The 13,427-nt window shown below is 72.8% G+C and carries 13 protein-coding genes; 7 read left to right on the top strand and 6 right to left on the bottom strand.

Going from position 1 to position 13,427, the window contains the following annotated elements; all coding sequences use genetic code 11:
* Positions 1–28 precede the first annotated feature (28 nt).
* From cpt to TNCT1_RS13490, 3 genes are all read left to right on the top strand, one after another.
* Positions 29–562, top strand: a complete 534-nt coding sequence (gene cpt / locus TNCT1_RS13500) for a chloramphenicol phosphotransferase CPT (RefSeq protein ID WP_143631180.1) — start codon at positions 29–31, stop codon at positions 560–562.
* Between the two features lie 159 nt (positions 563–721).
* Positions 722–2,353, top strand: coding sequence for a penicillin-binding transpeptidase domain-containing protein (locus TNCT1_RS13495; protein ID WP_143631178.1), 1,632 nt, complete (start codon positions 722–724; stop codon positions 2,351–2,353).
* Positions 2,354–2,448: 95 nt separating this feature from the next.
* Entirely contained in the window at positions 2,449–4,104 is a 1,656-nt protein-coding gene (locus tag TNCT1_RS13490; RefSeq protein WP_143631176.1) for a penicillin-binding transpeptidase domain-containing protein, read from the top strand.
* A gap of 57 nt (positions 4,105–4,161) precedes the next feature.
* Here the strand turns inward: TNCT1_RS13490 and TNCT1_RS13485 are convergent, their stop codons facing one another.
* Positions 4,162–4,500 carry an SsgA family sporulation/cell division regulator gene (locus TNCT1_RS13485; RefSeq protein WP_143631174.1) on the bottom strand — a complete coding sequence of 113 codons (339 nt, stop codon included), beginning with the start codon at positions 4,498–4,500 and terminating at the stop codon, positions 4,162–4,164.
* A gap of 148 nt (positions 4,501–4,648) precedes the next feature.
* Between TNCT1_RS13485 and TNCT1_RS13480 the strand changes: the two genes are divergently transcribed.
* The 4 genes from TNCT1_RS13480 (at position 4,649) to TNCT1_RS13465 (ending at position 8,506) form a co-directional block, all read left to right on the top strand.
* Entirely contained in the window at positions 4,649–5,701 is a 1,053-nt protein-coding gene (locus TNCT1_RS13480; protein WP_143631172.1) for an energy-coupling factor ABC transporter permease, read from the top strand.
* Position 5,702: 1 nt separating this feature from the next.
* Positions 5,703–6,464: a cobalt ECF transporter T component CbiQ gene (gene cbiQ / locus TNCT1_RS13475; RefSeq protein WP_143631171.1), complete on the top strand. Its 762-nt coding sequence runs from the start codon at positions 5,703–5,705 to the stop codon at positions 6,462–6,464.
* The gene (locus tag TNCT1_RS13470; RefSeq protein ID WP_373920469.1) at positions 6,461–7,216 is read left to right on the top strand and encodes an energy-coupling factor ABC transporter ATP-binding protein; all 756 of its coding nucleotides are present in this window, start codon (positions 6,461–6,463) and stop codon (positions 7,214–7,216) included. The genes cbiQ and TNCT1_RS13470 overlap by 4 nt, the downstream gene beginning before the upstream one ends.
* Positions 7,217–7,336: 120 nt before the next feature.
* Complete coding sequence (locus tag TNCT1_RS13465) at positions 7,337–8,506, top strand: serine hydrolase domain-containing protein (protein WP_143631164.1); 1,170 nt, start codon at positions 7,337–7,339, stop codon at positions 8,504–8,506.
* 13 nt (positions 8,507–8,519) lie between these two features.
* Here TNCT1_RS13465 and TNCT1_RS13460 read toward each other — a convergent pair whose 3' ends face one another.
* The 5 genes from TNCT1_RS13460 to TNCT1_RS13440 form a co-directional block, all read right to left on the bottom strand.
* The gene (locus TNCT1_RS13460) at positions 8,520–8,795 is read right to left on the bottom strand and encodes a DUF1876 domain-containing protein (RefSeq protein ID WP_143631161.1); all 276 of its coding nucleotides are present in this window, start codon (positions 8,793–8,795) and stop codon (positions 8,520–8,522) included.
* A 63-nt stretch (positions 8,796–8,858) separates the two neighbouring features.
* Positions 8,859–9,284 carry a PPOX class F420-dependent oxidoreductase gene (locus TNCT1_RS13455; RefSeq protein WP_143631158.1) on the bottom strand — a complete coding sequence of 142 codons (426 nt, stop codon included), beginning with the start codon at positions 9,282–9,284 and terminating at the stop codon, positions 8,859–8,861.
* A gap of 181 nt (positions 9,285–9,465) precedes the next feature.
* Complete coding sequence (locus TNCT1_RS13450; protein ID WP_143631155.1) at positions 9,466–10,356, bottom strand: NAD(P)-dependent oxidoreductase; 891 nt, start codon at positions 10,354–10,356, stop codon at positions 9,466–9,468.
* 172 nt (positions 10,357–10,528) lie between these two features.
* On the bottom strand, positions 10,529–11,041 hold the full coding sequence (locus TNCT1_RS13445; RefSeq protein WP_143631153.1) for a YbaK/EbsC family protein: 513 nt from the start codon (positions 11,039–11,041) through the stop codon (positions 10,529–10,531).
* 150 nt (positions 11,042–11,191) lie between these two features.
* On the bottom strand, positions 11,192–13,396 hold the full coding sequence (locus TNCT1_RS13440) for an MMPL family transporter (protein ID WP_143631151.1): 2,205 nt from the start codon (positions 13,394–13,396) through the stop codon (positions 11,192–11,194).
* Positions 13,397–13,427: the final 31 nt, after the last annotated feature.

Here is a 13,427-nt window from a genome sequence, read left to right as displayed (position 1 = left end):
CCGCCCCCGGCGCCCCTACCGTGACCCCGTGACGACTCAGGTGATCGTGCTCAACGGTGGGTCCAGCTCGGGGAAGTCCGGGATCGTGCGGTGTCTGCAGGCGGTGTTGCCCGGGGCGTGGCTGGCGTTCGGGACGGACACGTTCGTGGACGCGTTGCCGGCCTCCATGCGGGCCGGGGACGGGGGGATCGAGTTCGCGGCGGACGGCGAGGTGGTCGTCGGGGCGGAGTTCCGGGAGCTGGAGGCGGCCTGGATCGAAGGGATCGCCGCGATGGCGCGGGCGGGCGCCCGGGTCGTCGTGGACGAGGTGTTCCTCGGCGGGGCCGACTCGCAGGCGCGCTGGCGCAAGGCGCTGGACGGGCTCGGGGTGCTGTGGGTGGGGGTGCGGTGTGATGCCGCCGTCGCCACGGGGCGCGAGGTCGCCCGGGGTGACCGGGTCGCGGGGATGGCCGCCGCCCAGGCGGAGCTGGTGCACCAGGGGGTGACCTACGACCTCGAAGTGGACACCACGCACGCCGAGTCGATGGAGTGTGCACGCATTATTGCCGCACATGTCGGGTGATCTCCCGGACCGCGACGTCTCTGTTCGGACAACAATCGGCAACGCCGGTCACAACTGCCCCGCAACCGCTTACAGTTCCGCTGCGACCTGGTTTTGAACGCGTTCAGCAAGCTCCGGGCGCGACAGGTCCCACGGGGAGACGGGGAGAGGGAGCGCCTGATGCGCAGCGGAGTGAAGGCCGGGATCATAGGCGGCGTGTGCGCGGCCATGCTGGGCGGCGCCGGCTACGGCGCCTACAACATCCTGTCCGCGCTGAGCGGTGACGGGGGGACGGGGGGCTCGGCCGCCGTGCGGACCGGGCCACCGAGCCGGGACGAAGTGAAGGACACCACGGGGAGGTTCTTCGCCGCGTGGCAGAAGGGGGACGCCGCCACGGCCGCGTCGTACACCGACTTCCCGGAGTCCGCCCGGGAGTTGCTGACGGCGTACCGGAGCGACGCGCACCTCACCGACGTGCGCATCACACCCGGTGCGGCCACCGGCACCACCGTGCCGTTCACGGTCAGGACAACGGTGTCGTACAAGGGCAGGTCCCAGCCGCTCAGCTACCGGAGCACGTTGACCGTCGTGCGCGGGCAGACCTCGCACCGCGCCCTGGTCGACTGGCAGCCCTCGGTCGTGCACCCGCGGCTGCGCAAGGGCGACACCCTCGCGACCGGCGAGTCCGCGGCGCCCGAGATCGAGGCCGTGGACCGCGACGGGCGGGTGCTGACGAAGGAGAAGTACCCCTCGCTCGGCCCGGTCCTGGACGAGCTGCGCAAGCGCTACGGCGATACGACGGGCGGCCGGCCGGGGGTCGAGCTGGTGATACGCCACCAGGGCACCGCCGGGGAGGCCCCGGCCGACACCACTCTGCTCACCCTCGCCAAGGGCAGGCCGGGCAGGCTCCGCACCACGCTCAGCGCGAGCGCCCAGGCGGCGGCGGAGACGGCGGTGCGGAAGTACCCGGACGCGTCCGTCGCGGCCGTGCAGCCCAGCACGGGCGAGATCCTGGCCGTCGCCAACCACCGGGAGGACGGCTTCGACGCGGCCCTGCTCGGGGAGCGCCCGCCCGGCTCGACCATGAAGATCATCAGCGCGGCGGCCCTGATCGACACCGGCCTGACCAGCGCGAACGGAAAGGCTCCCTGCCCGCCGTCGGCCGTGTGGCAGAGCCAGACGTTCCACAACCTCAAGAACCTGCCGCCGAACGAGAACGCCACCCTCTCGGAGAGCTTCGCCCGCTCCTGCAACACGGCGTTCGTGAAGTTCGCGGACGACCTCGGAGTGGACGCCCTCACCGAGGAGGCCCAGGACCGGTTCGGGCTCGGGCGCGACGACTGGAAGATCGGGGTGCCGTCCTTCGACGGCCGGGTGCCCGCCTCGGGCGGACCGGACACGGCGGCCAACCTGATCGGCCAGGGCCAGGTGCAGATGAGCCCGCTGAACATGGCCTCCGTCACCGCCACCGCGACGACCGGCGCCTTCCGGCAGCCGGTGATCGTGCCGCTGTCCCTGGACCACCGCGAGCCGGCCCGCGCGCGCGGGCTGTCGCAGAGCACCGTCCAGCAACTGCGCGCCATGATGAACCGCACCGCGACCAGCGGCACCGCGGCCGGCGTCATGTCCGGGCTCGGCGGGAACATCGGCGCGAAGACGGGGTCGGCCGAGTCCGACGGGCAGGCGAAGTCGGACAGTTGGTTCGCCGGCTACCGCAACGACGTGGCCGCCGCCGCGATGGTCCAGGACGGCGGGCACGGCGTCGACGCGGCCGGTCCGATTGTCGCAAGCGTGCTACGGACCACGGGCTGACGTCACCCTCGCGGCCGGGGACTTTAGGCTGGTCGCCGTCGTTGGGGTGAGCGGGTCGCGGGAAACGCTGGGCAAGGCGCGGAGGAACTGAGGCTGTGGGCAAGAGAAGGCGCGTCGCCGAGCGGCGGAAGAACAGACCCGTCGTGCTCGGCGGGATGATCGCCGTGGTCGTCGGTGGCGCCGGGATCGGCGCCTACGCGCTGTACGGCGGCGGGGCCGCGGCCGACGACCGGCCCTCCCGCCCTGCCGTGAAGACCGGCCCGCTCAGCGCCGCCGAGGTCCGCTCGGCCTCCACCGCCTTCCTCACCGCCTGGCAGCACGGCCGGGTGACCGAGGCGGCCGCCGCGACCGACGACCCGTCCGCCGCCGCCGCGCTGCTCACCGGCGCCACCGAGGACGCCCACCTGAAGGACGTCACGCTCACCGCCGGCAAGGCCGCCGGGGCCAGGGTGCCGTTCTCGGTCAGGGCGACGGTGTCGTACAAGAGCACCGGCAAGCCGCTCGGCTACGACAGCTCGCTGACGGTCGTGCGGCGCAAGAGCGACGGCAGGGCGCTGGTCGGCTGGCACTCCTCGGTCCTCCACCCGGACCTGAAGGACGGCGACCGGCTGGTCACCGGCGCGTCCGGCACCCCGCCGGTGACGGCGCTCGACCGCGACGGCGGGAAGCTGACGGCCGCGAAGTACCCCTCCCTCGGCACCGTGCTGGACGGCCTGCGCGAGAAGTACGGCAAGACGGCGGGCGGCAAGGCGGGCGTGGAGCTGCGCGTGGTGCGCGGCAAGGAGTCCAGGGCGGCCAAGCTGTCGGACAAGACGCTGCTGGAGCTGAGCCAGGGCACTCCGGGCACGGTGCGCACCACGCTCAGCCCGGCGCTTCAGGCGTCGGCCGAGCAGCAGGTCGACAAGCGGGACCACGCCTCGGTGGTGGTCGTGCGGCCCTCGACCGGGGAGATCCTCGCGGTCGCCAACAGCGGGCACGGCTTCAACACCGCCTTCCAGGGCTCGCTGGCGCCCGGTTCCACGATGAAGGTCATCACCTCGTCGCTGCTGATCGACAAGGGCCTCGCCTCGGCGGACAAGAAGCACCCGTGCCCGAAGACGTTCACCTACGGCGGCTGGAAGTTCCACAACGACGACGACTTCGAGATCAAGGGCGGCACGTTCAAGGCGAGCTTCGCCCGCTCCTGCAACACCGCCTTCATCAGCCAGGCCAAGAAGCTGGAGAACGACGACCTGACCAAGCAGGCCCAGCAGGTCTTCGGCCTGTCCATGAACAACTGGGCGGTCGGCGTGCCGACCGTCGACGGATCGGTGCCGGTGCAGTCGGCCGCGCAGATGGCCGCCTCGCTGATCGGACAGGGCGGGGTGCGCATGAACCCGCTGAACATGGCATCGGTCGCCGCCACCGTGCAGTCGGGCGCCTTCCACCAGCCGTACCTGGTCTCCCCCGCCGTCGACCACCGGCAGCTGGCCACGGCGTCCCGCGTCCTGTCGATCAGGACGCTGTCGCAGCTGCGCGAGCTGATGCGGTACACGGCCGCGTCCGGCACCGCCGCGGAGGCGATGTCCGGGCTCGGCCCGGACTACGGCGCGAAGACCGGTTCCGCGGAGGTCGACGGCCAGAAGAAGCCCAACGGCTGGTTCACCGCCTACCGGGGCGACCTGGCGGCCGCGGGCGTGGTCCAGGCCGGCGGTCACGGCGGTGACACGGCCGGACCGATCGTCGCCGCCCTGCTGAGGCAGGGGAGCTGAGCGCCCGGGCCGCGCCGGCGCAGGGGAGCCGAGCGCCCGGGCCGCCGGCGGTCCGGCTCAGTTCACCACCGGCTCGGCCCGGTAGGTCCGGCGCAGAAAGCTGATCAGGGCCTTCGACTCGAACTGCACCACCGAGACACCGCGGTCGGAGTGGAACTCGACGACCGCCTGGACGCGTCCGCACGGCCACACCCGCACGTCTCCGCTGGCCGCGGGCGCGGTCAGACCCTGTTCGAGCAGGTCCCGGGAGCAGGTCCACTCGTGCGAGCCGGGCAGGTCGATGTGCACCGACCGCGGGTCGTCCTCGGGGTCGTAGCGCAGCAGGACGGGCACGGCCCCCGGATCCTCCTCGTCCGTGACGATATGGGCGCGTGCGTACTGTTCGACTACAGACATCGGACCGCCCTCTCACGCTCAGTCACCGAAGCGGAAGATTCGCCTCCACTTCCTATCCAATGTCCCATATTTCCCGATTTGCACCTCCCGGGGACGGAAACGACGTCTCTCTTGCAAACCCTTCGCAACAAGGCCCTAAAATCGTACGGTGCACGTACCTGACGGATTCATCAACGCCCCTGTCTCCGCCGTCACCGGAGTGGTCGCCGCCGGCGCCATCGCCGTGAGCCTGCGGGGCGCCCGCCGCGAACTCGACGAGCGCACGGCCCCGCTGGCCGGTCTGGTGGCCGCGTTCATCTTCGCCGTACAGATGCTCAACTTCCCCGTGGCGGCCGGAACAAGCGGTCATCTGCTGGGCGGCGCGCTCGCCGCGATACTCGTCGGCCCCTTCACCGGGGTGCTGTGCGTGTCGGTGGTACTGCTCATGCAGGGCGTGCTGTTCGCGGACGGCGGGCTCACCGCGCTCGGCGTGAACATCACCGACATGGCGATCGTCACCACCGTCGTCGCCTACGCCGTCTTCCGCGGGCTGCTCGCCGTGCTGCCCCGCAAGCGCCGCTCGGTCACCGTCGCCTCCTTCGTCGCCGCGCTGGTCTCGGTGCCGGCCGCCGCCGTCGCCTTCACGCTCATGTACGCGGTCGGCGGCACCACCGACGTCTCCATCGGCAAGGTGGCGACCGCGATGATCGGCGTCCACGTGCTGATCGGCCTCGGCGAGGCGGTGATCACCGCGCTCACCGTGGGCGCCGTGATCGCCGTGCGCCCGGACCTGGTGCACGGCGCGCGCGGCCTGCGGCAGCGCCTGCGCCTGCGGGTGAACGGCGAACTGGTGGACGCGCCCGCTCCCGCCGCCCCCGTGGCGGCGCGCGCCTCCCGGCGCACCCTGTGGCTGACCGGCCTGGTCACCTCGCTGGTCCTCGCCGGGTTCGTGAGCTTCTACGCCTCCGCGAACCCCGACGGCCTGGAGAAGGTCGCGCACGACCAGGGCATCGACAAGAAGACCGAGAAGCACGCCTCGTCCGACTCCCCGCTCGCCGACTACGGCGTCAAGGACGTCTCCGACGCGCGGCTGTCCGGCGGCCTCGCGGGCGTGATCGGCGTCGGCGTCACCGTCGTCGCGGGCAGCACCGTGTTCTGGGCGGTGCGCAGGCGCCGCGGCTCGGACGTCTCCCCCGCCTCGACCGCGCACACGGGCGCCTGACGTGGGAGCGGGACACGCGCACCGGCTCTACCGGCACGGGCACTCGCCGGTGCACGCCCTGCCGCCGCACGCCAAGCTGGCGGCCGCCTTCGCGTTCGTGGTCGTCGTGGTGTCGACCCCGCGGGAGGCGATGTGGGCGTTCGCGGCCTACGCAGTGCTGCTCGCCCTGGTGGCGCGCCTGGCCCGCGTGCCCGCCGGGTTCCTGCTGAAGCGGCTGCTGATCGAGGTGCCGTTCGTGGCCTTCGCGGTGCTCATGCCGTTCGTGGCCGAGGGCGAGCGGGTGCACGTCCTCGGCCTGTCGCTGAGCGTCAACGGGCTGTGGGGCGCCTGGAACGTGCTCGCCAAGGGCACCCTCGGCGTCGCCGCCTCGGTGCTCCTGGCCGCCACCACCGAGCTGCGCGAACTGCTGCTCGGGCTACAGAGGCTGAAGCTGCCGCCGCTGCTCGTGCAGATCGCCTCGTTCATGATCCGCTACGGCGACGTCATCACCGACGAGATGCGCCGGATGCGGATCGCCCGCGAGTCGCGCGGCTTCGAGGCGCGGGGCGTGCGGCACTGGGGGGTGCTCGCCAAGTCGGCGGGCGCGCTGTTCATCCGCTCCTACGAGCGCGGGGAGCGGGTGCACCTGGCCATGGTCAGCCGGGGCTACGCCGGCTCGATGCCGGTCATCGACGAGGTGACCGCCTCCCGGGCCGAGTGGCGTCACGCCCTCGCCCTCCCCTGCGCCGCCCTCGTCGTCTGTCTGCTGGGATGGGTCCTATGACTACACCTGCCTCGCTGGAGGTATCCGGCCTCGCCTTCGCCTACCCCGACGGCCACCAGGCCCTGTTCGGCGTGGACTTCTCCATCGCGCGCGGCGAACGCGTCGCGCTGCTCGGCCCCAACGGCGCCGGCAAGACCACCCTCGTGCTGCACCTGAACGGCATCCTGGGCGGCGGCACCGGCACGGTGACCGTGGCCGGGATGCCGGTCGGCAAGCGGCACATGGCCGAGATCCGGCAGAAGGTCGGCATCGTCTTCCAGGACCCGGACGACCAGTTGTTCATGCCGACGGTGCGGGAGGACGTGGCGTTCGGGCCGGCGGCCGCCGGGATCAGGGGCGCGGCGCTCGAGGAGCGGGTGCGCACCGCGCTGGACCGGGTCGGGATGGGGGACTTCGCCGACCGCCCGCCGCACCACCTGTCGTTCGGGCAGCGCCGCCGGGTCGCGGTCGCGACCGTGCTCGCGATGGAGCCGGAGATCCTGGTCCTGGACGAGCCGTCGTCCAACCTGGACCCGGCCTCCCGGCGCGAACTCGCCGACATCCTGCGCTCCCTGGACGTCACCGTCCTGATGGTCACGCACGACCTGCCCTACGCGCTGGAGCTGTGCCCGCGCTCGCTGATCCTCAGCGACGGCGTGATCGCGGCGGACGGACCCACCGGCGAGCTGCTGTCCGACGACACGCTGATGCGGGCGCACCGCCTCGAGCTGCCGTTCGGCTTCGACCCGAGGTCCGTGACGGCGGGCGCCTGACCCCCCCGGCCGCGGCAACGTCGGTGTAACGATTCCGCAGGGCCGGTACCGCCGAGGAATCGCAGGCCCGCGGACCCCGTTGCACCCTCTGTCGCAGGCGCATCGGAAGGGACGGCGGACGTGGACGTGCACGGCACAGTGGCCGAGGGCTTCGAGCCGGTGAGGCAGGCGTTCGCCGCCAACTTCGAGCTGCTCGGGGAGCGGGGCGCGGCCGTCGCCGTGTACCGGGACGGCCGTAAGGTCGTCGACCTCTGGGGCGGCACCCGGGACGTGGACGGCGCCGCACCCTGGACGCCCGGCACCGCGCAGGTCGTGCGCTCGGCGACCAAGGGCGTCGCGGCCGCCGCGCTCCTGCTGCTGCACCAGCGCGGCGAGCTGGACCTGGACGCCCCGGTCGGCGAGTACTGGCCGCAGTACAAGGCGGCCGGCAAGGAGCGCACCCTCGTCAGGCACCTGCTCGCGCACCGGGCCGGGGTGCCGGTGCTGGACCGTCCGCTGACCCCCGAGGAGGCGGCCGACCCCGATCTCGGCGCGGCGGCCGTCGCCGCCCAGGCGCCGGTGTGGGAGCCGGGCACGGACCACGGCTACCACGCGCAGACCTACAGCTGGCTCACCGGCGAGCTGATCCGGCGGATCACCGGGCGCCCGGTGGGCGCCTACATCGCCGAGGAGATCGCCCGGCCCGCCGGCGCCGAGCTGTGGCTCGGACTGCCCGAGGCGGAGCAGGCGCGCGTCGGCAGGGTCGGTCCCGTGGAGGCGCCCCAGGCGTCCGGCACGCTGCGCACCCGCCCCAAGCGGGCCGTGTCCGAGGCGTACGCCGACCCGGACTCCCTCACCCGCCGCGCCTTCGGGGCGATCACCCCGCTGCCGGACGAGAACGATCCCGCCTACCGCGCGGCCGCCCTGCCCGCCTCCAACGGCATCGCCACCGCCGACGGCCTGGCCCGCTTCTACGCCGCGCTCATCGGCGAGGTGGACGGCGGCACCCGGCTGTTCACGCCGGCGACGGTCGAACTGGCCCGCGCCGAGCAGTCGGCCGGACCGGACCGGGTGCTCGTGGTGGGCACCCGGTTCGGCCTCGGCCCCATGCTGCACGGCAGCGCCTCGCCGATGCTGTCGCTCGGCTCCTTCGGCCACCCGGGCCGCGGCGGCTCCCTCGCCTTCGCCGACCCGGAGTCCGGTGTCGCCTTCGGCTACGTGACCAACGGCTTCCGCAAGAGCGTGACGGCGGACCCGAGGGCGCAGGCGCTGGTCCGGGCGGTGCGCGCGGGGCTGTCGACGCTCGGCTGAGGAGCCGTCCGCCTCACACGTGGATCGGGTGCGAGGTCCGCCCGGACTCCGCGTCGATCTCGCCGTGCGCCTTGGTCAGCAACTGCATCGCCAGTTCGTTGAGAGCACGGGCCCCCGCGATCTCCTCGCCCACCCGGGGCTGGTTCGAGTCGACGTTGTGCCGGCTGGCGTGCCCGTGCGCCCGGACCTCGCTGCCGTCGGGCAAGCGCACCAGGGCGGCCGCCCGGGTGTGCGTGTCGTCCTCCTGGAACTCCAGCTCGATGTGCCATCCCACCGTGGTGTTCATCATGTCGGCCACCTCCGGAACCAGTGATTCCCGCTGGTTCCAGGGTGCTCCCGCACGGGCGGAACGTCACGTGGAGGCCTGGTCGCTGTCCTTGAACTCGCCCCAGCCGTGCCAGCGCTCGACCTCGACGTACGCGCTGACCCGGGGCCGGGACCGCTCCGGGTAGGGCTTGCCGGTGTAGTGCTCCGACAGCCGGTCGATGTCGGTCAGGCCCTCGTCGTCCCGCAGTTCCGCGACCCGCCCGATCAGCGTGACGTGGCTGTACCAGTCGTCGCCGGCGAGGACGGTGAGGCTGATGTGCGGATCGCGGCGCAGGTGGCGCAGCCGGACGCGGCCCTCGTCCAGGTTGACCAGCACCCGGCCGTCGTCCTGCCACAGGTACCAGGTGGCCGTGGTGACGGGCGCCCCGTCGGAGCGCACGGTGGCCATGACACAGGGGTTGGGGCGGCGCAGCAGTTCCTGGGCCTCGGGCGGCAGCGGGGGTTTCGACACGGTGCTCTCCTCGGTGTTCGTCGGTCTCGGCCGGTGTTCGTCCCGGCCTGTGTTCGTCCCGGCCCGGTGTTCGTCCCGGCCGGTCTTCGGCGGTCTCGGCCGGTCTTCGTGAGTCTCGGCCGGTGTCGGCGGGGTTCGCCCCGGCCGGTGCCCGCCGGTCTCGGCCGCGGGTGTGCGGTGCTCAGCCCGTGGGCTTGTCGTCGAAGCTGGCGAAGTAGGCGGCGGCCATGTCCTCGTCGGCGTGGCCCTGGGCGGCGGCCCGGGCGAACCGCTCGGCGGTGGCCGCGGCGACGTCGAGCCGCACGCCGCTCTGTTCGCCCGCCTGGACGATGAGCCGGGCGTCCTTCTCCGCGGTGCCCACGGCGAAGGAGGCGGGCGTCAGCCTGTCCTCCAGCACCAGGGCGGACTTGGCGCGCAGGTACCCCATGTCGAGCGGTCCGCCCTCGATGAGGCCGAAGAAGTCGTGCGGGTCCACGTCCAGCGCCTTGGCCAGGGCCAGCGCCTCGCCGGCCGCCGCGGTGACCGCCAGGACCCAGCTGTTGGCGACCAGCTTCAGCCGGCTGGCGCTGCCCGCGGCCCCGTCGTCGCCGGTCCACACGGTACGGACGCCGACCGCGTCGAAGACGGGCGCGAGCGTGTCGCGGCCCTCCCGCGGTCCGGCGGCCAGCACGGTGAGCTGACCGGCCTCGGCGGGCTGGCGGGTGCCGAGCACGGGGGCGTCGTAGAACACCAGCCCGTGCTCACCGGCGAACCGGGCCAGGTCGGCGACGAGTTCGGTGCCTGCGGTGGTGCACTGCGCCCAGCAGGCCCCGGAGCGCAGCGCCGGCGCCGCCTCGCGCATGACGTCCAGGGCGGTGCCGCCGTCGTAGAGCATGGTCAGCACGACGTCCGCGTCCTCGACCGCCTCGGCGGGCGTGCCGGTGACCCGGATCCCGTCCGAGGCCAGCGGCTCGGCCTTCTCCCTGGTGCGGTTCCAGGCCCGGACGCCGAGTCCGGCGCGGGCGATGTTGCGGGCCATCGCGGCACCCATGATGCCGGTGCCCAGCACGGCGACGGTCGGCTTGTCGGTCATGGACGGCTCCCTGTCGTACGGTTCGTGTCCCCGGGGTTCCCATCCTCGCGGTCCCGGGTCGTCTTCGTACGGATCTCCACTCCGGGCCGTTCCTTTCCACCCCGTCCGGCCTGCGGCATCGGTTCGATGCCACGGCACGCGGGCAGCGGGGACCCGGTGGAGGCCGGCGGCGTCACCCGGTCCGCTCGCGCACGTCCACCAGGTCGGCGCCGGCGTGGGCGACGAGCGCCCGCGGCTCGATCGGGAAGACCGTGTGCGGGGTCCCGGCCGCCGCCCACACCACCTCGTGCGCGAGCAGCGAGCGGTCGGCGAGGACCCGGGTGCGGGTGCGGTGCCCGAAGGGCGGCACACCGCCGATGGCGTACCCGGTGGTCTCGCGGACCAGGCCGGCGTCGGCCCGGGTGACCTTCCCGGCTCCCAGCTCCTCGCGCACCCGTTCCACGTCCACCCGCGAGGACCCGTCCATCAGGACCAGAACGGGCGCCCCGTCAACCGCGAAGACCAGTGACTTGCAGATCTGGCTCAGTGCGCAGCCGACCGCCGCGGCGGCCTCGGCGGCGGTCCGGGTGCCCTCGGGGAAGCGGCGGGCGCCGGCGAGCACCTCCTCGAGGCCGAGGGCGCGCAGGGCCTCGGCGAAACGGGGGTGGGCTCCGGATTCTTCGGCGTCAGTGGCTGCTGTCGTCATGACCCGCACGCTAGCGGCGCCCGCACGGCGCGCGCGAACGGGTTGTCACCCGGCCGGCGCGCCCGCCCCCGCGCTGAACGGAGGAGGCCGGTGAGGGCAGCCCCGTCCCCACGGAACCCTCACCGGCCGGTCTTCACGGGAAGCGGTACGTCAGGCGCGTACCAGTTCCCTGCCCGCGTCGCGGTCCGCGTCGGTGCGCAGTCCGTCGCCCTCGACGTCCACGTTGGGCAGCGCCCGGTCCAGCCACTTCGGCAGCCACCAGGCCCGCTTGCCGAGCAGCGCGAGCACCGCCGGGACGATGGCCATGCGGACGACGAACGCGTCGAAGAGGACGGCGACGGCGAGGCCGAAGCCGATCATCTTCACCATCGACTCGCTGGAGCCGATGAAGCCGGAGAAGACGGCGATCATGATGACGGCGGCGGCCGTGACCACGCGCGCCCCGTGCTTGAAGCCGGTGACGACGGCCTGCTGAGGCTTCTCCCCGTGGACGTACGCCTCGCGCATCCGGGTGACGAGGAACACCTCGTAGTCCATCGCGAGTCCGAAGACCACGCCGACCATGAAGATCGGCATCATCGACATGACCGGGCCGGTCTCCTCCACGTTCATCAGGCCCGACAGCCAGCCCCACTGGAAGACCGCGACCACGGAGCCGAGGGCTGCCGTCACGCTGAGCAGGAAGCCGAGGGCCGCCTTCAGCGGGACCAGGATCGAGCGGAACACCACGATCAGCAACAGGAACGCGAGGCCGACCACGAGGGCGAGGTACGGCAGCAGGGCGTCGTTCAGCTTCTGCGAGACGTCGATGTTCATCGCCGTGGAGCCGGTGACCAGCACCTTGGCGTCGGTGGCGGAGGTGATGTCCGCGCCCTTGCCGCGGATGGCGTGCACCAGGTCCTCGGTGGTGACCGACGACGGCTTGGAGTCGGGGACGACGGTGATCGTCGCGGTGTCTCCCGCCTTGTTGGGCGTGGCCGGGGTGACCGTGACGACGTCCTTCAGACCCTTGATCTCGTCGCCGACCTCGGTGAAGGCCGCCTTGGGGTGGTCGCTGCCCTTGGCGTCGACCACGACCATCAGTGGGCCGTTGAAGCCGGGGCCGAAGCCCTCGGAGAGGAGGTCGTAGGCGCGGCGCTGGGTGGTGGAGACCGGCTGGGAGCCGTCGTCGGGCAGGCCCAGCTCCAGGGAGGCGGCCGGAATGGCCGCCGCGCCGAGGCCGATCACGCCGAGCAGCAGCACGGCGACCGGGCGGCGCACGACGAAGCTCGCCCAGCGCGTGCCCATGTTCGGGCGGCCCGGCTTCTTCGGCGTCCGGCCTCCGCCGAGCAGCCTGCTCTTCTCGCCGGCCGGCTTGATCCTGCGGCCCGCGTAGCCGAGCAGCGCCGGGATCAGGGTGAGCGCGATCAGCACCGCGATGGCGACCGTGCCTGCGGCGGCGACGCCCATCTTGGTCAGCATCGGGATGTTGACCACGGAGAGGCCGACGAGCGCGATGACGACGGTCAGGCCGGCGAAGACCACCGCCGAGCCCGCCGTGCCGACGGCCCGGCCGGCCGCGTCCTCGCGCTCGCGGCCCTCGGTGAGTTCGGCGCGGTAGCGGGAGACGATGAACAGGGCGTAGTCGATGCCGACGGCGAGGCCGATCATCGAGGCCAGGATGGAGGTGGTCGAGCCCAGGTCGAGCGCGCCGGCCAGCGCGCTGATGGTGGACACGCCGATGCCGACGCCGATGATCGCGGTCAGCAGCGGGAACCCGGCCGCGAGCAGCGAGCCGAAGGTGATGACGAGGACGACCGCGGCGATCGCGATGCCGATGACCTCGCTGGAGCCGGTCTCGGGGGTCGCGGTCAGCGCGTCACCGCCGATCTCGACGGTCAGACCGGTCTCCCGCGCGTTCTGCGCGGCGGCCTTCAGGGCGTCCTTGGCGGAGTCCTCCAGCTCCATGCCGGAGACCTTGTACTTCACCGAGGCGTAGGCGATGGTGCCGTCCTTGCTGACGGCGTGCCCGGCGTAGGGGTCGGCGACGGAGGCGACCTCGGAGCCGCTGTTCAGCTCCTTCACCGCCTGGTTCACGGCCGCCTTGTTCGCCTTGTCCGTCATCTTCTCGCCGTCCGGCGCCTTGAAGACGACCCGGGCGGTGGCGCCGTCGGCGCTCATCCCGGGGTAGCGCTGTTCCAGCAGGTCGAAGGCCTTCTGGGCCTCCGTGCCGGGGATGGAGAACGAGGTGCTGCCGGCGGGCGGCGCGGAGGCCGCGCCCACCCCGGCGAGGGTGAGCAGCGCGACCCATACGAGGGCAACGAAGTGCCGTCGCCGGAAGGCGAGCCGGCCGAGTTTGTAGAGGAACGTGGCCACGAGGGCGTACTCCCGGTCAGGTCGTGGGGTT

The organism is Streptomyces sp. 1-11, from assembly GCF_007176755.1.
GTDB lineage: Bacteria > Actinomycetota > Actinomycetes > Streptomycetales > Streptomycetaceae > Streptomyces.
This window is presented reverse-complemented; position numbering and strand designations above follow the sequence as displayed.

Coding starts and splice junctions, on each gene's coding strand:
- TNCT1_RS13495 (WP_143631178.1), top strand. CDS start 722: ATGCGCAGCGGAGTGAAGGCCGGGATCATAGGCGGCGTGTGCGCGGCC.
- TNCT1_RS13450 (WP_143631155.1), bottom strand. CDS start 10,356: ATGACCGACAAGCCGACCGTCGCCGTGCTGGGCACCGGCATCATGGGT.
- TNCT1_RS13460 (WP_143631161.1), bottom strand. CDS start 8,795: ATGATGAACACCACGGTGGGATGGCACATCGAGCTGGAGTTCCAGGAG.
- TNCT1_RS13485 (WP_143631174.1), bottom strand. CDS start 4,500: ATGTCTGTAGTCGAACAGTACGCACGCGCCCATATCGTCACGGACGAG.
- TNCT1_RS13470 (WP_373920469.1), top strand. CDS start 6,461: ATGACTACACCTGCCTCGCTGGAGGTATCCGGCCTCGCCTTCGCCTAC.
- TNCT1_RS13445 (WP_143631153.1), bottom strand. CDS start 11,041: ATGACGACAGCAGCCACTGACGCCGAAGAATCCGGAGCCCACCCCCGT.